We start from the raw sequence: 25665 nt of genomic DNA, 5'->3' as shown, positions 1-25665 counted from the left end.
GGTCAATCTCCCATGCCCCCAACGTTATATTTGATTGATGGTCATGCCCTGGCTTACCGCACCTACTTCGCTATCCTCAAAAGCGGTCAGCACCTGATGACCACCAAAGGTGAGATCACTACAGGAATCTATGGTTTTACCAGTGTGTTATTGCGTCTGCTGGATCAAGAGCAGCCCGAATTCTTAGCGGTTGCATTTGATACCGGGCGAACTTTCCGTAATGACTTGTTTGCAGATTACAAAGCTACCCGGGCCAAAATGCCCGACGATTTGCGCCCTCAAATTGATCGTCTACACGAGATGGTCGAAGCCTTTGGTTTGCCAATTTTGGAAAAAGAGGGCTACGAAGCCGATGATGTTCTGGGCAGCATCGCTCACCAGGCCGTTGAAAATGGACTGGGAGTCAAAATCCTCACCGGGGATCGCGATTTGCTACAATTGGTCAACGAGCGTGTGATCGTGAATCTGGCCGGCAACAAACTCTCTGAAGCCAAAGACTACGGCCCTCAAGACGTGGTAGCCCTACTGGGCATCTATCCCTGGCAAATTGTGGACTACAAGGCGCTAGTGGGTGATACGTCAGACAACATCCCCGGCGTGCCAGGAATTGGTGAAAAAACTGCCGTTTCTTTGCTGACTCAGTACCCCACTCTGGATGAGATCTACGCGCATTTGGATGAACTCCCTCCTCGCTTGCGCACATTGCTAGAAAAAGGGCGTGATTCGGCTTACCTTAGCCGTGATCTAGCACGCATTCGTACCGATGTCCCGATCACCCTTGACTTGGAACAGGCACGCACTTCTAACCTCGACTTTGCTGCAATAGAACGCTTTTTCCAGGAACTAGAATTCCGTAGTTTGATCCCGCGCCTCAAAGCCCTGCAACAGAAATCACCCCCAGCAACGACCCAACTTCCTCTTTTCGGGTTGCCACTCGCCCGTGTGGGCATTCCCAACCCACCCGAAACCCGTTACCACATTGTGAGCACTTCCCCAGCGTTAGACGAGCTTTGTGAGCGTCTGGATCGTGCGGACGAGTTTGCGCTAGATACCGAAACAACCAGTCTGGATCCTCTTCGAGCCGAACTGGTGGGGATCTCGTTGGCCATTGAACCGGGTGAAGGGTATTACATCCCCATTGGACATACCACCGGCGAGGCACAACTGCCCTGGGCGCTGGTGCGCGAACGCCTACAGCCTTACCTGAACCATCCCCAACGACGCAAGGTTGGTCATAACCTTAAGTACGATTTGCTGGCCCTGGCAGAACACGGAGTTTGGGTTTCTCCCCTCAGTTTCGATACCATGATTGCCGCCTGGCTGCTTAATCCTGAAGGCTACAACCTCAACCTCAAGGGACTGGCTGAAACCTACTTGGGCGTCCAAATGACCCACATTGAGGAACTTATTGGTAAAGGCAAAAAACAGCGTTCCATGGCTGAAGTACCGATTGAAACGGTGGCCGCGTACGCAGCCGCTGATGCAGAGATTTGTCTGCGTCTGAAACCCCTTCTTGAAGAGCGCTTAAGAGAAGTTAACGCCCTACGCTTGTTCAACGAGGTAGAAATGCCGCTGGTGCCAGTCCTGGCTCGTATGGAGCAGGCCGGTATTGCACTGGACATACCTTTCCTGCGCCAAATGTCGCGCGAATTAACCCAGCGGCTGGCCGAAATTGAAGCCCAGATTTTTGAGGTGATAGGGTATCCCTTTAATCTCAACTCAACTCAGCAACTATCCAAAGCCCTCTTCGAAACCCTCCGACTAGAACCACCAGATCGGCGCAAGCGCACCAGCAGTGGACACTACTCCACTTCAGCCGAGGTCCTTGAAGAAATGCGTTCTGCGCACCCCGTGATTGAGATGATCTTGGAGTACCGGGAACTCTCTAAACTCAAATCCACTTATGTAGAGGCATTACCTAAGCAGGTCAATCCTAAGACCGGGCGAGTGCATACCTCGTTCAACCAAACCGGCTCGGTTACCGGGCGCCTCGCTTCTTCAGACCCTAACCTGCAGAATATCCCTGCACGCACCGAAACGGGACGTTTAGTACGGCGCGCCTTTATCGCTACACCTGGAATGGTGCTTATTTCGGTAGATTATTCTCAAATCGAACTGCGCATCGTAGCCCATATCTCAGGTGACGAGGCTATGATCAATGCTTTCCTGGCGGGACAGGACATTCACGCCGCTACGGCTGCGGCAATTTACGGGGTCCCCCTTGACCAAGTTACCAAAGAACAACGCCGACACGCTAAAGCCATCAACTTCGGCCTGATCTACGGCATGAGCCCATATGGGCTTACCCGTACCACCGACCTGACCTTAGCCGAAGCAGAGAATTTTGTACGGGCTTACTTCCACCAGTTCCCTCGCGTCAAGGACTATATTGAGAATACCCGTGCCATGGCGACCCGTCAGGGATATGTGGAGACCTTATTGGGACGCCGACGTTACTTCCCCAACCTCAAGAATCCCCCCAGCCCCGCTGTTCGTCAACGTGAAGAACGTGAAGCCATCAATGCCCCTATCCAAGGTACAGCAGCGGATATCATGAAAATTGCCATGGTGCGACTACCAACAGCCCTAGAGACAGCCGGGCTTTCCGCCCGCTTACTACTACAGGTGCACGATGAACTGGTATTGGAGTGTCCCGAGGAAGAGAAGGAGAACACGGCGCGCGTAGTGAAGAACGTGATGGAAAATGCCTATCAACTGGTTGTACCTCTCCTCACCGAGGCCCGCTGGGGGTTGAATTGGGGTGAGATGAACCCTTTTGACGATACTATCTGATTTACAGAACGAGGGGAACGTGACCGGCAATCGCGAACTTTTTCAGCAAGCCATGAACGAAGGGCATTCGGCGGCCTGGGACCAGAACTGGGAACTCGCCGCTCAACATTATCGGCGTGCTTTGGATGAGTTTCCAGAAGATTCCCAAGCGCTTAGCAACCTTGGGTTGGCGTTGTTTGAGTTGCAGCGGTTCACCGAGGCTCTTTCCATCTATCAGCGTCTGGCGACTCTACAACCTGAGGATCCCCTGGCGCATGAGAAAATGGCCCGTATCTACGAACGCCTGGGGCGGCTAAAAGACGCCGTCAGGTTCGGTTTACAAGCCGCCGATCTGTACCTGAAGAACCGCGATGTTGAGAAGACAATTGCCAGCCTTACTCGCGTTCTGAGCTTGCAACCTGAAAACCTAACCGCTCACAGCCGCCTGGCGCTCATCTATGAACGTTTGGGGCGCAGAAGTGAGGCTGTGGAAGCCTATCTAGCTGTAGCTAGCCTGTTACAGCAGAATAACCAGGTTTCCAAGGCCATTCAGACTGTCCAGCACGCTTTAGAACTCCTTCCTGGAAGTGCCGAAGCCACACAGGCTCTGCAAGCCTTGCGCAATGGTACACCTCTGCCCAAACCCACCCGACCACGTGGCGGTACCGGCCCGGTGCGCCTGGCTGAGATTTTAAAAACCGAGACCGGCGATCAAGATCGCCAGGCCCTGGATCCCATTATTGAGGCACGCCAGCAGGCGTTGATTCAACTGGCCACCCTGCTTTTCGATCAGGCCGAACATGCTGTTAGTCCCTCTTCTCCCTCTTCCCGCCGGGGACTGAGCGCCCTGGCCCGCGGAACGGGAACGCTCTTGCCTACGAGTCAGGCTGATCGAACGCGCTTGCTCCTCCACCTTAACCAAGCCATCGAATCACAAACCCATGGCGATGATGCTCAGGCACTGCAGGAACTGGAACATGCGGAAAAACTAGGACTCGTTCACCCCGCCCTCTCCTTCAACTTGGGGCTATTACTATCCGAACGGGAGCCGGCCCGTGCCCTGCAGTATCTTTACCGCGCGGCGGCTCACCCCGATTTTGCCCTGGCCGCTTTCCTTCTGATCGGGCGAATCGCCGCCCGCCTGGGCAATCTCAGTGAGGCGGCGATAGCCTATCTGCAGGCTCTGCGCCTGGCGGATGGGCAAACCGTTCCACCCCCACGGGTTGGGGAGTTAAATCAGGCTTATGAGTCCATCATCGAGGCTCAACGCAATGAAAAAGATGCGCAAAAGTTGCAGAGCCTTTGCGAGAGCATAGAGCGCCAAATTGCTCAACCTAATTGGCAGGATTTCCTAAGAAAGGCGCGTCAGCAATTACAGCAACAAAAGGGCGAGAATGCCCCTCTTCTGCCACTGGCAGAGATGTTGCTGCAAACCCGCAGTGCGCAGGTGATCGAAGCCCTCGAGCAGGTTCGGCAATTGGCTGCTCAACATATGCTCTACTCGGCCATGGAAGAAGCTTTCCGTGCGCTAAGTTTTGCACCGACTTACCTGCCCTTGCACGTTCAGATCGGCGACCTGATGATGCAAAAGGGAATGACCCAGGAAGCCGTCACCAAATACCGCCTGGTGGCTTCTCTGTATCACCTGCGCGGTGACACCGGTCAGGCCGTAAACCTGCTACAGCGCAGTGTTCAAATGGCCCCCATGGAACTCTCCATTCGGCACCAACTGATCGAATTATTGCTCAACCAGGGGCGCACTGATGAGGCGGTTCAAGAGAACATAGCGTTGGCCGATACACATTACCACCTGGCTGAGTTAGACCAGGCCCGCCAGACGTACTTAGAAGCCCTTCGCATTGCCCAATCCTCACGCGAGTATCGGCGCTGGGCATTGCTCATTTTGGGAAAGATAGCGGACATTGACCAACAGCGCCTCGACTGGCGACAAGCCGTTAGCACGTACGAGCAAATGCGAGCATTACAGCCGGACGACCGTGATTTGCGTAAACGCATCATTGAACTTCACTTCCGTCTGGGTCAGGAAGCAGCCGCTCTTAACGAAATAGATAATTACATCCACTTCCTAATCAGCGCCAACCGTGTAGATGAGGCTGTGCAATTCCTGCATGATCTGATTCTGGAGTATCCACAAAAGAAATTGCTTCTACGCTATCGCCTGGCTCATCTGTACCGACAGATTCAACAGACTGAGCATGCCGTAGCAGAACTGGACACCCTTGCAGATGCTTATATTGAATTGGGTGAACCTCATCAGGCCATCCGCATAGTTCGCGAAATCATTGCCCTTAATCCTCCCAACAAAGCCGATTATGAAATGGCTTTACAGAAACTCCTGCGGGAACTGCCCCCACCGGGATCATCCGCTTAAAGACTGATCGGGTGAGTGGATAACCTCACCCGATCAGTTCTGTATCTTTGTATTTTTTTGTATTTTCTTAAGAGGATTTACTAACGGGGAACTGGGCTGCTACCCAGGCATTCAGACCGCCAGATGGGCTACGTTGTTACAGTTATTTACCCATGGGGCTATGGACACCAGAGGATAAGTATTACCTTGGCTTTCACGGGACAGCAGGGACACACGCTCCCGAGACCATCCCCGCGCTAAGGACAGCAGAACCACCCAAACACATCACACAATCCATACCCCCACTCTAATCAATTCCCATCTTCGCCCCTGCTTTGAGAAGCATGTCCTCCAAAACAAATTAGCGTCTCTAATCACAAAAATAGTCCAAACGGATTATGGTTTATAATCAAAAAAATTTATCATAGAGAAAATCTGATACGGAGGCATGCAAATGCTGAATCCCTATCAACTTCAAGTTTTCTTGACCGCTGCCGAAACCCTTAACTTCTCCCGCGCGGCTGAGAAACTTGGCCTTTCCCAACCCTCAATCACCCAGCACATTCATCAACTTGAGAACCGTCTGGGCGTCCCCTTGTTTATCCGTAAGGGGCGCAAGATGGTCTTGAGCGAAGCCGGGATGGCCCTGGTTCCATTGGCACGACAAATCTTGCTTGTCCATTCACGCGCGGAGGAACTCATGCACAGCCTGCGCGGGGAGATCATTGGTCATCTGAGGATTGGCTGTAGCACCACCCCAGGCAAATACCTGCTCCCCCTCATCCTGGGACGCTTCATGGCCCAGCACCCCCGCGTTCAGGCCACCGTGCATGTCACCCCTCGCGCCATAGCGCTAGAAATGCTGCGCAAAGGTGAGGTAGATTTTGCCTTTTCAAGCAGTTTTGATGAACTCGACCGCCATATCGAATTTCGTCCGTTCTACCGTGAACCCGTGCTCCTGATTGCCCCCCTTGATCACCCCTGGGCAGCCCAGGGCGAAGTTGCGCTGGACGATTTGCCACGCGAGTGCCTTATCATGCGCGAAGAAAGCGCGGGGGCCTATCGGGTTGTCCACAATGCCTTGGCAAAGCAAGGGCTTAATATCCATGATTTGCGCATTGTGCTCACTCTAGGGAATTCCGAGGCCATTGTGATCGCCGTGGAGAAAGGAATTGGTGTGGGTTTTGTTCCCAAATCGGCAGTGGATCACGTGGGAAAAGGCAAGGTGGCCGTTGTGCGCCTCCGCGATGTAGAATTAATCGAGGAGATCTTCTTTTGCCGCTACCGTCTCCATCCCCTTGGCCGCGCTCAAGAAGCTTTCTGGAATTTCCTAGGCCAAATCACCCCCGAGGCACTAAGTGGTCAAACACTTGGGAGAGGATTGTGCGAGGAGCATTCAGCGGCGCAGCACGAAGCGAGCATACACCCCCAATCCCACGCCAAGGAGGAGGAGTACAGCCCCCAGAATGGCTAGAAGCGGAGAACGCTGCACCCCGGTGACATCGCCGGGCTGCGCGCGCGAACTCAGTTGGGCCCCGAAATCGAGGGTAGAGGTATCCCCAGCGCGCAACGTCAGCGCATAATTCATGCGCGTGGTAGGGTTATAGCCCTCTGGAATTGCCACGCTGATATTGTAATCCCCCTCGGGCAGATCATCGAAACATACTGGTTCTGTCCCGCTTTGGCTTACGCCCTCACGCGAGATCCTTCCCAGGCGGTCGGTGATGCTGATGGCCCCTCCAGCAATCCCTGCTTCCCCTTCCTCTACCAAGGCGTTCCCGTTGATATCGTTGAAAAGCAGGACACAAATACGCCCATTTCCCTGGAAAGGAGTAGGGGAGGGTAAAAGAGGTGTGGGCGTCTCCGTAGGCCCAAAAGGTGTGGGGGTGGGCGCAACTGTGCCTAGCAAAAGGCTTTGCCCCTCGCGCAGTGTGCAATTTGCGTCCAGCCCGTTCAGAAGACGTAGATCATCAATGGACACGCCGGTGAGCAATGAAATGCGGATACAAGTGTCCTGCGGCTGAACAATATACAGAATTCGTCCATCTGGTAAAGCCGTTGGGGTAGCGTAACTCACCTGTGCCCACGGACTTGCAGAGGGCAACGGCCAGAGTGCCGCCATCAGAAAAAGCGAAATACCACTGAGAAGCAACCAACCAAGATGTTTCATAGATAAACGTGTGCAAATTATACCATACGCTACCCATCCCCATTTTTTAAGAGGGGCAGGGTATAATTTGCAATACACGAAGGATAGTTTTCTCGCATTTGGGGAGGGCCGTGAGATGCCTTTGGATATCGTCATTGGAACCCAATGGGGGGATGAAGGCAAAGGCCGCATTGTTGACCTGCTGGCTGCCCAGGCCGACCTAGTGGCACGCTATAACGGAGGGGATAACGCTGGGCACACGGTTAACGTGGGTGGTCACACATTTCGTCTTCACCTTATCCCTTCGGGCATTATTCATCCCCACACGATCGGAGTGTTGGGGAATGGCATGGTTATTAACCCTGCCACGCTGATTCAAGAGATTGATCATCTAAAGGCCGCGGGGGTCAACATTACGCCAGAGCGCTTGAGGATCTCGTTTGCTGCCCATCTGATCACCCCCGCTCACCGGGCATTGGACCAAGCGCAGGAGCGCGCTCGGGGCAGTGGGCAGATTGGCACCACCGGTCGTGGAATTGGTCCTGCCTATACCGATAAAGCTGCGCGTCATGGGTTACGCATGGAAGACATGCTTGACTTGGATACGTTTCGCGACAAACTCGAACATCACATCCATACTATTAACATCTGGCTGACGCGTATCTACGAAACTGAACCTTTGGACGTGCAGGCTGTAGTGCGCGAATATACTCATTATGCCACCATACTTCAACCTTTCATTGCCGATGTGGGTAAGGAACTTCATCAGGCCCTGCGCCTGGATAGGCAAGTGCTGGCAGAAGGCGCCCAGGGCACTCTGCTTGATCTTGATCTGGGCACCTATCCCTATGTAACCAGTTCCACCCCCACTGCTGCTGGTGCCTTGCTGGGGTTGGGGCTGGGCATTGTTCCTGTCCGCGCTGTCATCGGGGTCACCAAAGCCTTCCAGACGCGGGTCGGCGCCGGCCCCTTCCCGACTGAGGTTTTCGGTAAAACAGCCGAACGGCTACGAGGTACAGGTAAAAACCCCTGGGACGAGTTCGGTACTACCACCGGACGCCCGCGTCGGGTTGGGTGGTTGGATGGAGTGCTCCTGCGTTACGCGGTGCGCGTCAATGGTGTAACCGAGTTAATGATCACCAAGATGGACATTCTCAGCGGGCTCTCTACCTTGCGCTTATGTGTGGCCTATCGTTACAACGGGCAAGCGATTCAGGATCTGCCTTTGGGTCCAGCGCACTTGGAGCCTTTTGAGCCCATTTATGAAGAAATGCCCGGCTGGATGGAAGATGTGACTTCAGTGCGTCACTGGGAGGATCTACCCTCCGCTGCGCGTGACTACGTGCGCCGCATTGAAGATTTGTGCGGAGTGCCCGTGCGCCGCGTCTCGGTTGGCCCAGAGCGTAGCCAGGTGGTCCAAGTGTCTTCATGAAGCGACGGGGCGGCGCTTTTCTGGTTGTGATTATTGCCATCTCGGGGTTTGGATGTACGCCTCCTACAACTTCGGTTGCAGAAACTCCTACCCCCCTACCCCCACCAGCCACCTCTACCCCCTCACCAGTGTGGTTTCCTCCTACCGCCACCCCCACACTACTACCCACTCGCGTCATCACGCCCAGCCCAACCCCCGCCCTGGGGCTGGGCGACGAGGTGCTGCGCGATGATTTTGATTCGCCAGGAGCATGGCAAACTTACCGCAATACTACCGGCAGCGCGGCTTATGAGCAGAGCCAGCTGACCCTTGCAGTTATTGCTTCCAAAGGATATTTAACCAGCCTGCGCAGCACCCCCGAAATAGAGAACGTCTATCTTGAAATCGCCTTGCAGCCCAATCTATGCCAGGGACAGGATGCCTTTGGGCTCCTCCTGCGCGCGCTCAACGAGCAAAATGCTTACCGCTGGGTCATTACCTGCCAGGCACAAATGCGCCTGGAGCGTCTCCAGGGCGGTCGCAGCCTGCCCTTAAGCGAGTGGATTACCCTAGGTGAGATTCAAGTCAACCCCCTGGTAGAAACACGCCTGGGAGTCTGGATGTACCAGGATCGCTTGCGCCTGTTTGTCAATGGCTTTGAAGAACTCAGCCTGCGCGACCCGGTTTTCACCAGAGGACAGATCGGTGTTTTTGCACGTGCTGCGGGCGACTCCGCGCTCTCGGTCAGTTTTCGTCGTTTGCGCATCTATGCGATTGACCCGACCCTCTTACCCAGTCCCACACTTAGCCCTTCCCCCATGCTCACACCGAAACGCTGATGCCTAACGTCGCCGCAAGGGGCGCGTGACAGCCGCTAACCAGGCATAAGCCTCGTAATAGGCCTTGCGGGGATGAAAAAGAGCAAAAGCCAACCACCCCAGCACCCGTGAGCGCAGGGTAATCAAGGGAAAAACTTCGACCTCACGCCAAAATTTTCCCCAAGTGAGTGGCGCACGCCGCAGACCTTCATTATCTAGCACATGTGTGGCATCCAAGAGGGTAAAAATCGTGCGCCGTCCACCTCCCAAACGGACATTTTCCTCCGTCTCCGGAAGGCGATAATGGGGCTGTCCCCCCGGGAGATGCCGATAATCGTGATTCTGGTGCACAATGTAGATGAAGGATGAGGCATCTACTACTGGCCAACCCTGCCGGCGAGCGAAGTAAATCATCCAGTTATCCCAGCCGGCGCGGCCAACTGCCATCGAGGGTAGATTTTGAAAACATTCACGCGGAAAGATAAAATAATCGCTCCCGGCTGGCGGGTGACGCCGTCCGTGCATTTGCACCCGCTGACGCAGCTCTTCCTCCCACCCCCGCCCAATGACAAAATCCTCCTGGACATCCAGATCCCAACGCTGCCCCACAATCAAAAACTGCGGCATAACACGATGCACGGCTTGCGCCCCTTGTAAAAAACTGGAAGTGAGCAGAATATCCGCATTAACATACGCCAGCACGGGCGACTTGCTATGAAGGCGCGCCTGCTCAAAAATGGCCGGAATTAACGGCGTCCCATAGGCGTTACGTGCCACCTCTGGGACATGCTTTACCCCAAACTCACGCGCCACCTCTGCTACCCCGGCCTCATCCCCAACCAGAATCACCTCCACTGCCTCTCCCAGTGCTACCCAGGAACGAATCGCATTGCGCTGAATCCGAGCAATGTGCGGATCGGTGAATGGTTTGGGAGTGGTGAAAAGGGCGAGCCAGGTCATGGTGTATTTTCCCCGTGAGGTGCAGCCCCGGGATTAAAGCGAGCGTCGACATCTTTGTAGGTATGATGATTGATCTGCGCATTCAACGCCGCCAGTTCGGGGTGAGCCTGCCAAATAGCCAGAGCCTCTCGCCAGGTAAAATCATCTCGCCCACCTAGTAACGCCACCAATTGGCGCACCGCTTCCAAGTCCTGAGGGGTATCCACCGTCCAGCGCACCTGCCCATAATCAGCTTCAGCATCCAGAATCACCGTGTGGAAACGTCCAGGGATCTCGTAGAGATACGGCATGACATGCTCACGGTGATGCGGTGCTCGGGCTTCGCGCCAGGCCTGTTCCAAAGCTGCGAAGGTACAAACCTCCACATCCAGGCCAATGGGATAGGTACGCCGCCACGGTGGGGGCAGGCGATTAGCCGCAAAGTCCGCTTTTTCGCGGAGCAGGGCCCCTATCGTCGCATCAATCAATTGTGGATCCACTAACGGGCAATCTGCCGTCACCCGCACGATAATATCTGCCTTGAAATGACGTGCTGCTTGGTAAAAGCGATCTAGCACATCATAGGGATGACCACGCCACCAGGGATAGCCCCGTTCCTGGCAAAAGGCGACAATTGGCTGATCTGCGGGGTCCAACGTTGTGGCCACGACGACCTGATTGACCCAATGCGCCCTTCGGGTACGCTCTACCACCCAAGCCAAAACCGGCCGTCCGGCTAGATCCAGCATCACCTTACCCGGTAAGCGGCTAGAACCCATGCGCGCCTGAAGGATAGCCACAATGTTGAGCGCCATCCCAACCGACATCTTCACCTCGCAGCAATCTGCCAGGCCAGCTCATAAGCCTGGAGCAATCTGGCAAAGTTTTTACTCCAATCTGCCCGTTCTTCAGCCAGTAAGCGCGCCTGGCGGCGGATTTCCGCCAGGGCCTCCCGCTGGGCATAGGCCTGGCGAATGGCTTCCGCCAGCGCGTGCGCATCACCATCTGGGAAAAGCCACCCATGCACGCCCGGCACTACCCACTCACGGTTGCCAGGAATATCCGAGACCAGCGCAGGCAAGCCGCACGCTAGGGCTTCCAACAACGAGACCGAAGAGCCATCGCTATGTGAAGCGCTGATGTATACATCCGCAGCCCGGTAAAAGAATGGCAAACGCTCATACCCCACCTGCCCACCCAGGTAAACCCGATCTAAAAGATCGTTCTCATAAAGCAATCTTTGGATCAGCGGCGCTTGGGAGCCTCCACCCAAGAGAAAAAGGCGTAAGTCGGGCAGGTCTTGCGCAACTTCCGCAAAGGCCCGCACCACCACATCCACGCCGTAAATGGGTTCCCAAGAACGCAACGAAAGCAACGTAAACGCATCTTGCCAGCCACGACGAACACGCAGCCCGCCATCCTCCCCCGGACTAAAATGTGTGAGATCCACCCCCCAAGGGAAGAGAACAATGCGTTCAGCGGGCACGCCAAAAGCCTGTGCCGTCTCCTGGACTGCTCGACAATCTCCCACCAGAACGGTCGCGCGACGCAACGCAGCAGTCGTAATCCAGCGCCACCAACGGTTGCGATGGGCATCCTGGAGTAAATCAGACCCCCACGACATCACCACTAGGGGTTGGAAACCGCTCAGTGCTGCCAAGAAAGCCGCGGATTGAACAGGGCCAGCATGGATCAAATCGGGTTTAACCTCGTTTAAAACACGCCGCAAATCACGCCAAAGGCGGGGCAGGGCTGTCCAGGTAAAAGGCTGCAACCCACCTGCCCAGGGCACGTAAGTCACCCTTTCGGGTAGCGGACGTTCCTCCAACTGGCGCGGCCCCCGTTCCAGGCGCAAATAGTAGATCTGGTGGGGAGTGGAAGCCAGCGCTGAGAGGAAGCGGTGATCGTGCGGGGTATAATCGCGGCTGAAATAGAGAACGCGAGCCACCTAACTTCCCAGATCGATCCAACGCAATTCTTTACCGTAAGGGATATCCACCAGCGCACGCGTCCCGATCACGCGATCAATCTCCGGGGGCAGGATGGCGCCTGGAGTAGCCGGTCGCAAAACATCAATCATCTCTCGGGTGAGGACCTCGCCGGCTTTAATATCACGGGCAGCACGCAGACAACGGCGTTGTAGGATAACCGTCTCGCGTTCGTTCTCAGTGACCACCTTATCTGCCGATCCCAGCGCCCATTCCAGTTCACGCGTGCGCTCAACCATCTCGCGCCAAGCTGCGGGGGTCAACGAGAAGGGATGGTCCGGACCCTCGCGGGTATTATCATCGGTGAAATGCTTCTCGACCACCCGTGCTCCCAGCGCCACCGCGCCCAATACGGCCGCATGGCCGGGGGTGTGGTCCGACAACCCTAAAACCACCTCTGGGAACATCACCCGGTAAGTCTTCAGAACATTCAGATTGACATATTTGAAGTTCTCACGACTGCCCGTGTAGTTGGTATTGCACTGCATCAACACCAGTTGCGAGTTGTATTTCAGAATGGTGTGCACAGCCCGCTGAACCTCTCCAATGTTGGCCGCGCCCGTTGCCAACATGACCGGCTTCCCCTTTTTGGCGATCCGCTCGAGCGCTTCCAGCCAGTCAATCTCACCAGAACCGATTTTGTAGGCCGGCATAAAAGGTTCCAGGAAATCAATCGACTCAAAATCATAAGGGGCAGAGAAATAATCAATTCCCACCTCATCGCAAACTGCTTTTAGTTCATAGGTCCACTCCAGCGGGATCGAAGCGTCCTGATAAACCTCAAAGACAGATTTTTTCCATTTCGCCTGGTGGGATCGCTGTGAACCCAGCGCGCGGAAGCCATAATCCGAGACAATCTTGGGGGCATGAAAGTTTTGAAACTTGGCAGCGTCCGCACCGGCTTCTTTTGCCAAGCGAATCAGGTCCTTAGCCCGCTCAAGGCTTCCATCGTGGTTGGCAGCAATATCCGCTACAAAGTAAGTGGGATGATTATCCCCAATCCAACGCTGACCGATCTGAATATCCATAGTAGCACTCCTTTCGTAAGGGTTCAAGCCTGCAGATGTTCCGCATCAAGCGCCATGCCCCGCAAATAGGTGGCGCGGCCCTCGCGATAATGCTGATAAAACCGTTCTAAGCCCTCACGTTGCCCCGGTACTTCGCCCAGCACCGCCTGCAACTTAGCCGTAGAGAGGGTCAGATTCGGAGCGCGGGGTGCGCGCAATTGACTCTTGTTGACTGAAACGGGGGTAATCAGGCTGGCATCTAACCCAAAACGCTCAGCCAGAGCACATCCAAAAGCATATTTGCTGAGGCACTCGCGACTGACCACGTGGTACAATCCCTGACAATCGCGCTCCACCAGAGTGACCAGAATTTCACTTAACTGTGTTACTTCCAGGGGGCAGAAAATCACATCCACAAACCCGTTGACACGACGCCCTTGGCTCAAATTATAAAAGAAAAATTCGGCTAGGCTGCGGCGCCCCTGCAGGCTCCAGCCGTAGAAATTGACCCGTGCCACCAGGGCTTGGGGATGACTCTCTAACACATACCGCTCAGCGGCCAGTTTGCTCTGTGCATAAATACTCAATGGATTAGGCACATCCTCTTCGGTATAATTGCCCCGCTGCCCGTCAAAAACCGCATCGGTTGAGATGTGCACCAACCGTATCCCCTTTTGAGCACAAACGCGCGCCAGTTCGGCTGGCACTTCAGCATTCAATCGCCAAGCCAGTTCGGGATGCTGCTCACATACATCCAGGTTGGCCAACGCAGCGGCGTGTAAGACAACTTCAGGCCTGGCTGTTTCAACCAGATGGTTGACCATCTCCGGGTAAGTCAGGTCAGCCGAGATCATCTCAAATGGTGGATGACGCAAAGAATGGTGATTAACCACGCCTGTGATTTGAAAACGCGAAGCAAAGTGCAGGGCAAAATTTAACCCCAGCAATCCACTAGCCCCGGTGACCAACCAGCGTTTCATGACAACTTACCTTGCAAGTACTCAGCCTCAATAGGGGCAATCATCTGCCGCAACTCGTCAATCGTAAGCCAGGCTTCATTGGTGTTGCTGGCGTAACGAAAACCATCCGGCAGGGGCTTACCGCGTCCCTCCCATTCACGACCGAACCAGAAAGCCTCTACCGGCTGTACCACGTACATATGCTCAAGTTCAACTGTCGAACGGGCCTCATCCTCTGAGATCAGTACCTCATGTAATTTCTCACCCGGGCGAATTCCGATGATTTCCAAACGTGCTTCGGGAGCAATGGCCCGCGCCAGATCCATCACCCGCATACTCGGGATCTTGGGCACAAAGACCTCCCCGCCCATCATTTGTTCCAGGCAGTGAATGACGAAGCGAACCCCTTGATCCAGCGAAATCCAAAAGCGCGTCATGCGCTCATCAGTGATGGTGAGCACACCGCTCTCGCGCTGGCGCAAGAACACCGGCACTACACTGCCACGACTTCCCACCACGTTCCCATAGCGCACGCAACTGAAGCGGGTTGACTTCCCACCGGCATAAGCATTGCTTTGGACAAAAAGTTTCTCTGCGGCCAGTTTGGTAGCCCCATACAGATTGATCGGGTTGACAGCCTTATCTGTGCTTAGGGCAACCACACGTTCTACCCCGGCATCCAGCGCTGCCTCGATGACGTTACTACTCCCCAGGATATTGGTTTTAATGGCCTCCATGGGATTGTACTCGCATGCTGGCACCTGCTTAAGCGCCGCTGCATGTACCACAATATCCACACCATCAAAAGCACGACGCAGGCGCTGTAAATCGCGCACGTCACCAATAAAGTAGCGCAGCGAGGGATGATCGAACCCACTCACACGCATCTCATGTTGCTTGAGTTCATCCCGGCTGAAAACAATGAGCTTGGCGGGATGGTACTCTTCCAGCATTACCTGAACAAATTTACGTCCAAAGGATCCCGTTCCTCCGGTAACTAACACCACTTTATCCGACCAGTTCATGCAGACTCCTTATTCGATTTACGTAAGATAATGAGGGGGTACTGCCCTTTTTCACCGAAGTAGTGCGGAAAGCGTTCTTCGAGTGCATATAACAACCGCAACCAGAAACGCCCCAGCAGGCGCTCATGAATAACCGCGCGGAGAAACCGCACGCTCACACTGCGCCAGACGCGAATTTCCAGGGGCATCTGTATGCCGATATGTGCCTTTAGCCATTCGGGGGTCATTTTTTCCACATAGGTACCTGCGGGTGTTGCCCCCTCCTGCGCGGATGAGGGTTGAGCAACGGGTGAAGGTGAAGAACGCTGCAAACGAGTTTTCAAGCGCTCCGCCAAACGCATTACCCACTCAAAACGGCGCATTAGAGGGGAGTCCGTCCACCCATTGACAACCACACCACTAGCGCCAGGCTTCAGCACGCGGTAGAGTTCGCGGTAAGCCTTCACCTGCTCCTCTAGGGGAAGGTGATGAAAGGTATGCAGAGAAACAGCCCCTTCAAATGCCTCGGCGCGGAAAGGCAGGTTGGCCACATCCGCCACCACGTACAACCCGTGCTCACCCAAACGTGTCCGCGCCTCTTTGAGGGCAACCAGTGAGATATCTGCACACACCCGATAGGTATAGCCCTGAGAATAAGTTAGATACTCTGGATACTGTACTGGACCCGAACCCGCATCCAGCAGAAAGCGCCCTCGCGGCGCTAGATGACGCCCCACTCGCAGGTGACAGCGTCGCCGATACTCAGCTGAAACCGGACGCAGGTCCTCATAACGCATGTTTTGATAGACCCCCTCGGCTACCTGCTGCCAACCTACCTGATCATAGAATTGTTGTACCTGCTGCTTAATCGAGCCAGGCACGTTCATGCATTGGCACCCTCACGCGCGTTGTAAGCCACCATCTGGGGCGAGACAGTCCACTCAATGGGTTCACCAACTAAATAGCGGAAAGTTGGGGCGTAGAGATCGTGTTCCTCGCCCTCTAACACACTTGCTAAGGGGCGTGCCTGGTAGTCTTCCCACATACGCACCAGATGCCAGGGAAAGGGCTGCGGATATTCAAAGAAGAACCGGTAAGCATACTGCCAGGCTCGCTGAATCTGCTCGCGATTCAAGCGGTAAGCAACTGGGTTTTCCAAAATCTGCCCCAGCAACTTGAAATAACTCACCCAAGAATCGGGATCATAGGTAAAGCCACGTTGCCGATAGTGCGTCTGGCCAGCCACAATGACCGGTAACCCATGCATGGCCATCTCCAGCCCCACCGTGGTGGTATAAACCAAGCCCAGATCCGCCACTTCTACCAGGTCGTAAGTGTTGACGGGGTCCTTAGGACGAATGAGCCGAATGTGCTCGGGAAGGCGAGGTAAAAGATGGTGAATGATATCGGCCATGGACTGTCCCCGCGTCAGCACTTCGCCAGGATGCACTCGAATGACCAACTGGACATCCGGACGGCCGATAAAGTATTGCACCGTGCGGCTAATCCATTCTGTCATCGTTTTGCTGAAGACCTGACGCCCTAACGTCAGGCTATCCCCCAGAACGTTCGTGGCTAGTAAGACCACTGGACGCTCATCCAACCCAAGCGCCGCCCGCGCCTGCATCCCTCCTTGAGCCGGCACCCCTTGCCACAAGCGCGCGAAGTTCTCCCAACGGGTGGCGCGACGTCGTGCCATTAAGAGCGCGCGCATGCGCTCTAATTCATCATCCGTCAAGGGAACATCCTTGCGAGCACGCCACAACGCGTCCGTTTCCTGGCGCATCACTTCGGCGTTCTGTGCCAGCCAGATGCGCTGACGCTGGTCACCGAATTCGTAGGTCACAGTAGGGATCTTCAAAAAGCGCGCAACCCGGTAAACAACACCCAGTTCCTGGATCGTACCATTCGGAATGATGGCTACATCTGGGCGATGCTGCTTCAACCAGGCGAGGGCTGCTTGGGCGGCGTCCTTATTGCGTAAGTGGCGCAAGCGGTAAAGGTCGCTCTCCAGATCCACCTCCTCGACCTGCAGGGTGTACTGAGTATCGAAAAGCGCGACCTGGCGCACGGCTTCCTCAAGTTCGTGGGGGAGGTGCGTATAAGGCGCGCGCAGCGACACAAAGGAGATCACATTAATCAATCCCTCTGCATCCGAAAGAACTTTGCGGGCATAAGCATTCTGGCGGCGCAAGTCGAAGCGGTTAATCGGTGTGTACCAGTCCCCATAGGGCAAGAACGCCAAAGTAACCCGATGCCCCTGTGCGGCCAACGAAACGGCCAAGAGCGCCGCGTGCTCAATCCAATAATGCAGGGTGGCGAAGATGAAGACCTCACGCCCGCGGGACGCCTTTTCGCGTAGCGCCTGGGCCTGTGCCACCATTTGGGGCAAGGCATTCTGCAAGTTGCGCAGCACGAAACGACTCTGGATCGGTTTATTGCCCCCTTGACGCACCATCCAGTACAACTCTGCCGCAAAAGGCAGACTCCCTAACACCTCTTTTAAGAGTTCTTTGCCATTGGTTTTCATCTCAAGCAACCTCAACTTGCCATTCCAAACGGGGACGCACGGCACCTAAGCGCGGCTCGGGCCACTGCGTGCCCGGCGCACCAGTAGCGTCCACCGTAAAGGTCAATGCCTGCTCATCCTGGAAATAACGCCGTACCCGATAGGCGCTGGCGTTCACTCCCACCACAAAGCGCCCCTCATTCAAAAGGTTTGCCGGCAGCAAACACCGGCTGATGTAGCGCCCGGCTGGGCGTACCGCAAACTGTTCAAAGTGCTCCGGATCGTCGGTATCGAACGAGGTGAAAACATACTCGCCGCGCGTGCTCATCAAATAAAGGCCCACTCGCAAGCCGGGGATAGGTGCACTTAACTCGTATTCAATTTCAATAGTGCTGGGCTCCACCGAACGAATAGTATCCACAACCTGCCCTTGCGCATTGCGGATGCGCAGAGCAATCGGGCGGAAGGGAGCCGCCGCGGCAGGAACCTCGTCTGGATGCCAGATGCGCTCTCCAGTTTGTGAAAATCCCTGGGAAAGATAGAAATCTACCGCCTCTGGGGTCGGGGCACGCATGACCAGGCGCCCCTTATCCAGCACCAAGGTCTCTTCAGTCAAACGTAGAATAGCAGACATATTATGACTAACAAATAGCACAGTACGTCCTTCACGCGCCACCTCTCCCATCTTGCCCAGGCATTTACGCTGAAACTCGGCATCCCCTACTGCCAGCACTTCATCCACCACCAGAATCTCAGGCTCAAGGTGCGCCGCCACGGCAAACGCTAGGCGTAAGTACATCCCACTGGAATAACGTTTTACTGGCGTGTCAATGAAGGGCTCCACCTCGGCAAAAGCCACAATCTCATCGAATTTACGATCAATTTCCGTCCGTTTCATTCCCAAGATGGCCCCATTGAGGTAGATATTCTCGCGCCCAGTCAACTCGGGGTGGAAACCCGTACCCACCTCCAGCAACGAACCCACACGACCGTGGATTTCAGCCTCCCCTTCAGTGGGTTCGGTAACCCGGGACAATATTTTGAGTAAGGTGCTCTTTCCCGCCCCATTACGCCCAATCACTCCTAGCACCTTCCCATGCTCTACCTCAAAGGAAACATGTCGCAACGCCCAGATAGTTTCAGTCGGATGATGGTTGCGGCGGAAGAGGGACTGTACCCGATCTACCATGGCCTCTCGTAGCGTGGGATAGCGGGTCACAATCGTCCCAATACGATATTGCTTACCCAGATCTCGGACTTGAATAGCATAACGACTCATACAGATTTTTCCGCCAACAAATTAGACACGATCTGCAAACAGGCGTTCCATGCGCCGAAAATAGAACAGTCCACTGATCAGGATGATCAGCGCCATACCGCTGGAGATGGCAATAATCAACCCCAATTGCTCGGTTTGGCTACCCAAGAGCGCCCAACGAAAACCCTGTACTACACCCGTCATGGGATTGAGCGCATAAACCAACCGCCATTGTTCAGGAACCGTGTTGATAGAGTAAATGATCGGTGAGACGAACATCCACAACTGGGTCAAGAAAGGCAAAGCATACCCCACATCCCGATAGAGGACATTCAAAGCTGAGAGCCACAACCCCACCCCCAGCGCCGTTATCAGCGCAAGCAATAGAAGCACAGGTAAAATCAGGAGCCCCCAGGTGGGGTAAATACCATAGTAAGCCATCATCCCCAGCAGAAAGAGGAAGGCAATTCCAAAGTCCACCACACCACTGAGCACCGACGCCAGAGGGAGAATCAACCGTGGAAAGTAAATTTTAGTAAGCATGTGGCTATTGCCCACCAGTGAGCGGCTGGCGTCATTGAGCGCCTTCGCAAACAGCCCCCAAGGAAGCAAAGCCGTATAGGAAAAAACGGGATAAGGCAAACCCTCAGAAGAGACTTTGGCAAAATTACCAAAGAAAATGGTAAAGACCACCATGGTCAGAAAGGGTTGCAAGACAGCCCATGCAGCACCCAGGAGGGTCTGCTTGTAGCGAACTTTCAGGTCGCGCCAGGTGAGAAAGTAGACTAATTCGCGATAAAGCCACACATCGCGCAGGTCAAGCGCTGCCCAACCCCGCGAGGGTCGAATGATAGTGACCGCAGTTTGTTCACGTAATGCCATAGACTCACCCTGTTTCAGGCAGATGCCACCCCTCGCGCTGCCTGCCGGTTTTCGCGATACCAAGCAATCGTTCGACGCAACCCCTCTTCGAAAGGCGTTTGGGCTTTAAAACCGAAGTAGCGCTCGGCCCGTGTCGTATCTAGGGCACGCCGCGGCTGGCCATTAGGTCGAGTAGTATCCCACACTAAACGCCCTTCAAAACCTGTTAGCCGACGAATCATCTCGGCCAGATCGCGGATACGGATCTCCATGCCGGAGCCCAAGTTAACAGGTTCAGAACCATTGTATTTTTCCGTGGCCAGGACAATGCCTTCCGCTGCGTCTTCCACGTACAGGAACTCACGCGTGGGCGAACCATCTCCCCATACCACCACTTCCGGCAGGCCTTGCTCCTGAGCCTCGATACACTTACGGATCAAAGCCGGGATAACATGCGAGGTTTCCAAATCGAAGTTATCTCGTGGCCCGTAGAGGTTGACCGGCAAGAGATAAATGGCATTGAAACCGTACTGCTGCCGGTAGGCTTGGGCCTGCACCAACAACATCTTCTTGGCCAGACCATAAGGGGCATTCGTCTCTTCAGGATAACCGTTCCACAGATCGTCCTCTTTAAACGGCACCGGCGTGTATTTGGGGTAGGCACAAACCGTGCCAATGGCCACAAATTTTTCCACCCCGTGCTGCCAGGCTTGATGCATGAGTTGCACGCCCATCATCAGGTTGTCGTAGAAAAATTCCGCTGGATGCATCCGGTTGGCACCAATGCCTCCCACATGCGCCGCCAGGTGGATAATAATATCCGGATGGGCATCCTCCAGCATTCGGCGGATGGCCTGAGGGTCAACCAAATCATAATCGCGTTTACGGGGAACAAAAATTTCGGTGGCACCACGTTGGCGCAATTTCTCAACCACAAATGAGCCCAGAAAGCCCCCTCCCCCTGTGACGCAAAAACGTTTCTTCCAAAACGAATCAGTATTCATCAGCGGCCTCGTTCGGGATTTCGAGTTGAATGGTGAGATTCTGTACACGAATCACTGGCGCGTGACCGTTATCCACCAGTGTTAGCCCTTGCTCCAGACAGGTCAGGCGGCAAACTTCTGCCACCTCACCTTCGCCTTCCAGACGCACCGCGTGATAGCCTTCTTGTCGCACCTTTCCGATAATCTCCTGTGCCTGAGCCCGTACCTTTCGATAGAGATGAAATGAATCGCGGATGTAATCCAAGGTCAGGCGAGTACGCAGGGCCATCCCTTCAGGGGTGATCAGATAACGTAATTTGCGGCGTTCTACACGCCGCACTTTAATATAGCCCTTAGCAATTAGGCGCTTGAGATGCCAATTAACCGTCCCTACGGCCACGCCTAGTCGCGTTGCCAGTGAAGCCTGTGTAGCATCCGGATCTTGCTCAATTTGCTCCAGGATGATCAGATCACGCGCAGACTCAGAAGAAAGCGGCATAAACACCTGCTAATATTCAGTGATTGAATTATAAAACACCCCCCCCGATCGGTCAAGGTCGGCCTTCCGCGCCCAAGCGTTCACAAATCACTCTTGCGTATATGGCGACATATTTTATAATATTTGTCATGAAGAATTTCCAGAAGCAGATGAAAAATATATATTTGTGTAAGCCGCGGAGGTAGCAACCGCTGGCATAAAGTTCGGATTTTCACGTGTCGTCCTGCAAGCGGTTGCTAACCACCTAATAAAAGCAACCGCTTGCTTGATTTTCTTGCTGGAGGTGTTTCACCATGTCCACCCTGAAACCTATTGACCACACTGCTTTACGTACCAACCAGGCCATCATCATTTTGCTATTGGTTCTGGGTTTTGTGCTTAACCAGCCTCTCCTGGTCGGAGTTGTGGCTATTTTCATGCTTGGGGGTACCTTAGTTGGGCGTCCTGGTTTTGGCTGGTTGTACCATGGGGTTCTCAAGCCCCTGGGCTGGCTTAAGCCCGAAATCTTGCAAGACAACCCCGCACCGCACCGGTTTGCCCAGGGATTTGGCGGCGCTGTGGTCGCCGCTGCTACCCTGGCCCTCCTGTTCGGCGCCCCTACGCTGGGGTGGGTTTTGGCCTGGCTGGTGGTCGGTTTGGCTGCGCTCAACCTATTCCTTGGCTTCTGCGCGGGCTGTGCCCTCTACTATCTCCTCAATCGGCTAGGCGTACCTGGCTTCCATCAGGCCCCGCCTCCGGGCACGCGCCCCGGCTTTCGTCCCCCACGACAGGCCTTATGACCCCCGAGACCGAGATTCTGACCCGTTTGCTTTGGGCGTTGCTCATCCTGGGAGCAGGAGGAATGGCATTTGCCCTGATCAACCGCTGGTTATTGTGGCGCGCCGGGCGTAGCCAAACCTCACCTCCGGGTTTCCGTCCTGGGCGACCTGCCATCCTTTATTTCACCACACCGGAGTGTGTACCTTGCAAGACATTGCAACGCCCGGCACTACAACGCGTGCGCGAACGCTTGGGAGAGGCTCTCCAAATCATCGAGATTAACGCCTACGAATATCCTCAATTGGCAAATCAGTGGGGCGTTTTTAGCATTCCCACCACTTTTATTCTAGACGCCAAGGGGCATCCACACTTTGTCAACCGCGGAGTAGCGCGCGCCGAGCAACTCCTAGCGCAAATTGCCCAAGTGCATCAGGGTCGGGCGGAAGGATTGCCAGGAGAAACGGCCTGAGCCGGCATTACTGGCCACTCAAACTCAGCGGTTCGATTGATAGTAATCACTTGTGGTCTTTCCCCTAAAACAATTGTGGAAAGGGATGCTGGCGCAATGACCAATCGGTGCAGATCGTTGAGGGACATATTGAGATAATGGAGCAGAGCCAGGCGAATCACATCGGCGTGGGTGACACAAGCCACCGCTCCCTCCATCGCCAGACTCTCTAGTTCATTCACCACACGTTGTTGTGCCTCCACCAACGATTCCCCACCCGGAAAATGCACCTGCGCGGGTTCCGCTTGCAGGAGTTTCCACAACCGGGTGCGTTGCAACTGCTTATAGGAACGCCCCTGCCAGCGTCCAAAATCCACTTCGTTTAATCCTGGACGCACTTCAATCTGCAAGCCCAAAGCACGGGCCAAAGGCTCAGCGGTTTCCAAAGCACGTTCTAAAGGACTGCTATAAAGCGCTTGCACCGGGGCTCCTAGCAGCATTCGAGCCACAGCCAGCGCCTGCTGCTGCCCGCGGCGATTTAAGTGCACACCCGGCAACCGACCTGCAAGGCGACGGTGCATCACATCATTTTCGGCGTGACGAATCAATAGCAGAATCCTGGGCATCCGTGTCCGTGGGAGCTGAATGGGATTGAACGGCCGCAACCTGGGCCGCCCGCCATTGCGCCAGGCGGGTGGCTATTTCCGCTTCGTACCCTTGATCAGAAGGACGGTAAAAAATTCGACCTAACAAGTGATCAGGCAGATACTGTTGAGGGACAAAATGTCCGGGGAAACCATGGGGATACTGGTACCCCTGCCCATGTCCAAACCCTTTGGCATCGCGACTGCTATCCATTAGATGGCGTGGCACGGCTCCGGGGCCCTCTTCTTCAATGAGACGCTGTACTTCGAAAAAGGTAGTTGCGGTGTTAGATTTCGGCGCAGTCGCCAGGTAAAGCGTGGCTTCAACAATTGGGTAAATGCCCTCCGGCATTCCAATATATTCAAAGGCATAGGCGGCTGCCACGGCTACCAGCAAGCCCCGTGGATCGGCCAGGCCAATATCTTCACCAGCCAGGATGATTAAACGCCGCAGGATAAAACGTGGATCCTCACCGGCAACAATCATGGTTGCCAACCAGTAGAGCGCCGCATCTGGATCAGAGCCGCGTACCGATTTAATAAAGGCGGAAATAGTATCGTAGTGGGCATCCCCTTCACGCCCGTAATGAACGGCACGCTGTTGAATAGCCTCCTCGGCGATCTCACGAGTAATGTGAATCACTCCCTCTGCATCGGCGGGGGTTGTTTCAACGGCTAATTCCAACGCGTTGAGCAGGTTACGCGCATCACCCCCTGCTGTGCGCAACCACAATGCGCGCGCTTCCGGCTCGATCACAATAGCGCGTTTCCCATATCCGCGCTCCGGATCGCTCAACGCACGTTCCAGTACTTCATTTAGGTCAGCCTCGCTCAACGGACGCAGTTCAAAAATGCGCGAGCGCGAAACCAGTGCCGGAATCACATCAAAATAAGGATTCTGAGTGGTTGCACCAATCAAGGTAATCAAACCACTTTCCACATGAGGAAGTAAGGCGTCCTGCTGGGCCTTGTTCCAGCGATGCACCTCGTCAACAAAAAGGATGGTGCGTTGACGATAGAGTTTGCGCCGTTCAGTGGCCTCTTCGATGATCCGCCGCAGATCTGCCACTCCCGCTAGCACGGCCGAGATGCGCTCAAAATGGGCTTTAGTATGTCGGGCGATGACTTGGGCCAGAGTGGTCTTACCGCTTCCTGGCGGTCCATACAGAATAATAGAGGTCATCAGGTGGTCTGCTTCAATGGCGCGGCGTAACAGACGGCCTGGCCCGATGATGTGATCTTGTCCTACAATTTCATCTAGAGTGCGCGGGCGCATGCGCATTGCCAAAGGCGCTTCCGTGGTCATTTCCTGCTCCATCGCATGTTCGAACAGGTCCATATTTACATTTTAACATACCCTCGCCAGAGAGCCTCTGAAGGATATTGGGATAGAATAAGAACGTTATTTTATTTATGGAATAAGAGCTTGACAAGCAGCCGTTTAAGCGGGCGTGGCAAGTTCGAAACTCCGATTCAAATTTAGACAAAGGGGGTATAATCACACCCTTGCGGCTACACACCAGACCCGGCAGTGACGACGAGTTACTGGATGGAAAACCTCTCCCTTTTTACAGCCTCATTACACAGCACAAATCTGCTGGTGAGTTTCCTATTTCTAGAAGAAAGTGTAACAGCGTTCTCTCTGAAGCATTTGCATGGTTACCCAGGATTTGGGCTGCTCCTCCCCAATTGGGAAACCCTAAAACCTTACATCTACATGGCCAGTTTGCTGGCCGCACTTTTAGTGATCAGTCTCATCACCCTACTTGGTCTGCAGCATCGCCTGCGTCAGCGTACCACTGCGCTACGCATGAGTGAGGCCCGCTACCGCACCTTGGTAGAAAACGCCACGGAGGGCATTCTGGTTATTGCCGGCCAGGAGGGGCGCATTGCCTTTGCCAACCCCATGGCAGCCGAAATCCTGGGCCAACCTCTGGTCACCCTGGAAGGTATTCCTGTCGCCGCCCTGGTTCATCCCGAAGATCGTGACCAGGTCATGGCACGCTACGCCGCCCGCCTGCGTGGTGAGAACCCACCCCCACGCTATACCTTGCGGGCGATCACGGCACATGGTGCCACACGCTGGCTACTCCTACATGCCGAACGTATCACCTGGGAAGCGCAGCCGGCGATTCTGGTGATGTTTTCCGACATCACCGAACGTCAAGAAGCCGAGCTATATGTCAACGAGAAACTGCGCCAAATGGCCGCCTTACGCGCCATTGATGTGGCCATCATTGGTAATCCGGAAACGACCACCCTCCTGAATATCATTGTGGAACAGGC

Annotated in this window: 23 protein-coding genes; 8 read left to right on the top strand and 15 right to left on the bottom strand. The window is 54.7% G+C overall.

Going from position 1 to position 25665, the window contains the following annotated elements; all coding sequences use genetic code 11:
* The first annotated feature begins 12 nt into the window (after positions 1–12).
* The 3 genes from polA to Q0721_RS05030 all read left to right on the top strand — a co-directional run bounded on the left by polA (position 13) and on the right by Q0721_RS05030 (position 6617).
* On the top strand, positions 13–2793 hold the full coding sequence (polA, locus tag Q0721_RS05040) for a DNA polymerase I (RefSeq protein WP_299026307.1): 2781 nt from the start codon (positions 13–15) through the stop codon (positions 2791–2793).
* The gene (locus Q0721_RS05035) at positions 2777–5164 is read left to right on the top strand and encodes a tetratricopeptide repeat protein (RefSeq protein ID WP_299026304.1); all 2388 of its coding nucleotides are present in this window, start codon (positions 2777–2779) and stop codon (positions 5162–5164) included. Before polA ends, Q0721_RS05035 begins: the two co-directional genes overlap by 17 nt.
* Positions 5165–5597: 433 nt before the next feature.
* The gene (locus tag Q0721_RS05030; RefSeq protein ID WP_299026301.1) at positions 5598–6617 is read left to right on the top strand and encodes a LysR family transcriptional regulator; all 1020 of its coding nucleotides are present in this window, start codon (positions 5598–5600) and stop codon (positions 6615–6617) included.
* Here the strand turns inward: Q0721_RS05030 and Q0721_RS05025 are convergent.
* Positions 6540–7313: a LysM peptidoglycan-binding domain-containing protein gene (locus Q0721_RS05025; protein WP_299026298.1), complete on the bottom strand. Its 774-nt coding sequence runs from the start codon at positions 7311–7313 to the stop codon at positions 6540–6542. The two genes, Q0721_RS05030 and Q0721_RS05025, sit on opposite strands and share 78 nt — an antisense overlap.
* Before the next feature lie 115 nt (positions 7314–7428).
* On the opposite strand from Q0721_RS05025, the gene Q0721_RS05020 reads away from it, so the two are divergent.
* Together Q0721_RS05020 and Q0721_RS05015 are read left to right on the top strand one after the other, a co-directional pair.
* Entirely contained in the window at positions 7429–8724 is a 1296-nt protein-coding gene (locus Q0721_RS05020) for an adenylosuccinate synthase (RefSeq protein ID WP_299026295.1), read from the top strand.
* Positions 8721–9542: a hypothetical protein gene (locus Q0721_RS05015; RefSeq protein ID WP_299026292.1), complete on the top strand. Its 822-nt coding sequence runs from the start codon at positions 8721–8723 to the stop codon at positions 9540–9542. The genes Q0721_RS05020 and Q0721_RS05015 overlap by 4 nt, the downstream gene beginning before the upstream one ends.
* Before the next feature lie 3 nt (positions 9543–9545).
* Here Q0721_RS05015 and Q0721_RS05010 read toward each other — a convergent pair whose 3' ends face one another.
* Genes Q0721_RS05010 through Q0721_RS04955 form a run of 12 tightly spaced genes read right to left on the bottom strand, consistent with a single transcriptional unit; the run spans position 9546 to position 21528 of the window.
* Positions 9546–10481, bottom strand: coding sequence for a hypothetical protein (locus Q0721_RS05010; protein WP_299026289.1), 936 nt, complete (start codon positions 10479–10481; stop codon positions 9546–9548).
* A complete protein-coding gene (locus Q0721_RS05005) occupies positions 10478–11287 on the bottom strand; it encodes a glycosyltransferase family protein (protein ID WP_299026288.1) in 810 nt (269 codons plus the stop codon). The genes Q0721_RS05010 and Q0721_RS05005 overlap by 4 nt, the downstream gene beginning before the upstream one ends.
* A gap of 2 nt (positions 11288–11289) precedes the next feature.
* Positions 11290–12408, bottom strand: coding sequence for a glycosyltransferase family 4 protein (locus Q0721_RS05000; protein ID WP_299026287.1), 1119 nt, complete (start codon positions 12406–12408; stop codon positions 11290–11292).
* The gene (locus tag Q0721_RS04995; RefSeq protein ID WP_299026285.1) at positions 12409–13476 is read right to left on the bottom strand and encodes an N-acetylneuraminate synthase family protein; all 1068 of its coding nucleotides are present in this window, start codon (positions 13474–13476) and stop codon (positions 12409–12411) included.
* Between the two features lie 23 nt (positions 13477–13499).
* Positions 13500–14435 carry an SDR family oxidoreductase gene (locus Q0721_RS04990; protein WP_299026282.1) on the bottom strand — a complete coding sequence of 312 codons (936 nt, stop codon included), beginning with the start codon at positions 14433–14435 and terminating at the stop codon, positions 13500–13502.
* Positions 14432–15439: a UDP-N-acetylglucosamine 4,6-dehydratase (inverting) gene (gene pseB, locus Q0721_RS04985; protein WP_299026279.1), complete on the bottom strand. Its 1008-nt coding sequence runs from the start codon at positions 15437–15439 to the stop codon at positions 14432–14434. Before pseB ends, Q0721_RS04990 begins: the two co-directional genes overlap by 4 nt.
* Positions 15436–16305 carry a class I SAM-dependent methyltransferase gene (locus tag Q0721_RS04980; protein WP_299026276.1) on the bottom strand — a complete coding sequence of 290 codons (870 nt, stop codon included), beginning with the start codon at positions 16303–16305 and terminating at the stop codon, positions 15436–15438. The genes pseB and Q0721_RS04980 overlap by 4 nt, the downstream gene beginning before the upstream one ends.
* Positions 16302–17948, bottom strand: a complete 1647-nt coding sequence (locus Q0721_RS04975; protein ID WP_299026273.1) for a hypothetical protein — start codon at positions 17946–17948, stop codon at positions 16302–16304. Before Q0721_RS04975 ends, Q0721_RS04980 begins: the two co-directional genes overlap by 4 nt.
* A 1-nt stretch (position 17949) precedes the next feature.
* Complete coding sequence (locus Q0721_RS04970) at positions 17950–19206, bottom strand: ABC transporter ATP-binding protein (RefSeq protein WP_299026270.1); 1257 nt, start codon at positions 19204–19206, stop codon at positions 17950–17952.
* Positions 19207–19227: 21 nt separating this feature from the next.
* Positions 19228–20067, bottom strand: a complete 840-nt coding sequence (locus Q0721_RS04965; protein ID WP_299026267.1) for an ABC transporter permease — start codon at positions 20065–20067, stop codon at positions 19228–19230.
* A 14-nt stretch (positions 20068–20081) separates the two neighbouring features.
* Complete coding sequence (locus Q0721_RS04960; RefSeq protein ID WP_299026264.1) at positions 20082–21050, bottom strand: GDP-L-fucose synthase; 969 nt, start codon at positions 21048–21050, stop codon at positions 20082–20084.
* Positions 21040–21528 carry a winged helix-turn-helix transcriptional regulator gene (locus tag Q0721_RS04955; protein ID WP_299026261.1) on the bottom strand — a complete coding sequence of 163 codons (489 nt, stop codon included), beginning with the start codon at positions 21526–21528 and terminating at the stop codon, positions 21040–21042. The genes Q0721_RS04960 and Q0721_RS04955 overlap by 11 nt, the downstream gene beginning before the upstream one ends.
* A gap of 293 nt (positions 21529–21821) precedes the next feature.
* On the opposite strand from Q0721_RS04955, the gene Q0721_RS04950 reads away from it, so the two are divergent.
* Both Q0721_RS04950 and Q0721_RS04945 read left to right on the top strand, forming a co-directional pair.
* Positions 21822–22307 carry a DUF4395 domain-containing protein gene (locus tag Q0721_RS04950; protein WP_299026258.1) on the top strand — a complete coding sequence of 162 codons (486 nt, stop codon included), beginning with the start codon at positions 21822–21824 and terminating at the stop codon, positions 22305–22307.
* Positions 22304–22756 carry a thioredoxin family protein gene (locus tag Q0721_RS04945; protein ID WP_299026255.1) on the top strand — a complete coding sequence of 151 codons (453 nt, stop codon included), beginning with the start codon at positions 22304–22306 and terminating at the stop codon, positions 22754–22756. The genes Q0721_RS04950 and Q0721_RS04945 overlap by 4 nt, the downstream gene beginning before the upstream one ends.
* Here the strand turns inward: Q0721_RS04945 and Q0721_RS04940 are convergent.
* Entirely contained in the window at positions 22717–23361 is a 645-nt protein-coding gene (locus tag Q0721_RS04940; RefSeq protein ID WP_299026253.1) for a histidine phosphatase family protein, read from the bottom strand. The genes Q0721_RS04945 and Q0721_RS04940 overlap by 40 nt on opposite strands.
* The gene (locus Q0721_RS04935) at positions 23321–24718 is read right to left on the bottom strand and encodes an AAA family ATPase (RefSeq protein ID WP_299026251.1); all 1398 of its coding nucleotides are present in this window, start codon (positions 24716–24718) and stop codon (positions 23321–23323) included. The genes Q0721_RS04940 and Q0721_RS04935 overlap by 41 nt, the downstream gene beginning before the upstream one ends.
* 210 nt (positions 24719–24928) lie before the next feature.
* On the opposite strand from Q0721_RS04935, the gene Q0721_RS04930 reads away from it, so the two are divergent.
* The coding region (locus Q0721_RS04930; RefSeq protein ID WP_299026246.1) for a PAS domain S-box protein at positions 24929–25665 on the top strand (737 nt) is incomplete at its 3' end.

It is taken from the genome of uncultured Thermanaerothrix sp. (genome assembly GCF_938028735.1).
In the GTDB taxonomy this organism is placed as follows: domain Bacteria; phylum Chloroflexota; class Anaerolineae; order Anaerolineales; family Anaerolineaceae; genus Thermanaerothrix.
This window is presented reverse-complemented; position numbering and strand designations above follow the sequence as displayed.

Excerpts from the sequence above, each read along its gene's own strand:
- polA (WP_299026307.1), top strand. The coding sequence starts at position 13 with ATGCCCCCAACGTTATATTTGATTGATGGTCATGCCCTGGCTTACCGC.
- Q0721_RS05030 (WP_299026301.1), top strand. The coding sequence starts at position 5,598 with ATGCTGAATCCCTATCAACTTCAAGTTTTCTTGACCGCTGCCGAAACC.
- Q0721_RS05025 (WP_299026298.1), bottom strand. The coding sequence starts at position 7,313 with ATGAAACATCTTGGTTGGTTGCTTCTCAGTGGTATTTCGCTTTTTCTG.
- Q0721_RS05020 (WP_299026295.1), top strand. The coding sequence starts at position 7,429 with ATGCCTTTGGATATCGTCATTGGAACCCAATGGGGGGATGAAGGCAAA.
- Q0721_RS05015 (WP_299026292.1), top strand. The coding sequence starts at position 8,721 with ATGAAGCGACGGGGCGGCGCTTTTCTGGTTGTGATTATTGCCATCTCG.
- Q0721_RS05010 (WP_299026289.1), bottom strand. The coding sequence starts at position 10,481 with ATGACCTGGCTCGCCCTTTTCACCACTCCCAAACCATTCACCGATCCG.
- Q0721_RS05005 (WP_299026288.1), bottom strand. The coding sequence starts at position 11,287 with ATGTCGGTTGGGATGGCGCTCAACATTGTGGCTATCCTTCAGGCGCGC.
- Q0721_RS04995 (WP_299026285.1), bottom strand. The coding sequence starts at position 13,476 with ATGGATATTCAGATCGGTCAGCGTTGGATTGGGGATAATCATCCCACT.
- Q0721_RS04990 (WP_299026282.1), bottom strand. The coding sequence starts at position 14,435 with ATGAAACGCTGGTTGGTCACCGGGGCTAGTGGATTGCTGGGGTTAAAT.
- pseB (WP_299026279.1), bottom strand. The coding sequence starts at position 15,439 with ATGAACTGGTCGGATAAAGTGGTGTTAGTTACCGGAGGAACGGGATCC.
- Q0721_RS04980 (WP_299026276.1), bottom strand. The coding sequence starts at position 16,305 with ATGAACGTGCCTGGCTCGATTAAGCAGCAGGTACAACAATTCTATGAT.
- Q0721_RS04975 (WP_299026273.1), bottom strand. The coding sequence starts at position 17,948 with ATGAAAACCAATGGCAAAGAACTCTTAAAAGAGGTGTTAGGGAGTCTG.
- Q0721_RS04970 (WP_299026270.1), bottom strand. The coding sequence starts at position 19,206 with ATGAGTCGTTATGCTATTCAAGTCCGAGATCTGGGTAAGCAATATCGT.
- Q0721_RS04965 (WP_299026267.1), bottom strand. The coding sequence starts at position 20,067 with ATGGCATTACGTGAACAAACTGCGGTCACTATCATTCGACCCTCGCGG.
- Q0721_RS04960 (WP_299026264.1), bottom strand. The coding sequence starts at position 21,050 with ATGAATACTGATTCGTTTTGGAAGAAACGTTTTTGCGTCACAGGGGGA.
- Q0721_RS04955 (WP_299026261.1), bottom strand. The coding sequence starts at position 21,528 with ATGCCGCTTTCTTCTGAGTCTGCGCGTGATCTGATCATCCTGGAGCAA.
- Q0721_RS04950 (WP_299026258.1), top strand. The coding sequence starts at position 21,822 with ATGTCCACCCTGAAACCTATTGACCACACTGCTTTACGTACCAACCAG.
- Q0721_RS04945 (WP_299026255.1), top strand. The coding sequence starts at position 22,304 with ATGACCCCCGAGACCGAGATTCTGACCCGTTTGCTTTGGGCGTTGCTC.
- Q0721_RS04940 (WP_299026253.1), bottom strand. The coding sequence starts at position 23,361 with ATGCCCAGGATTCTGCTATTGATTCGTCACGCCGAAAATGATGTGATG.
- Q0721_RS04935 (WP_299026251.1), bottom strand. The coding sequence starts at position 24,718 with ATGGACCTGTTCGAACATGCGATGGAGCAGGAAATGACCACGGAAGCG.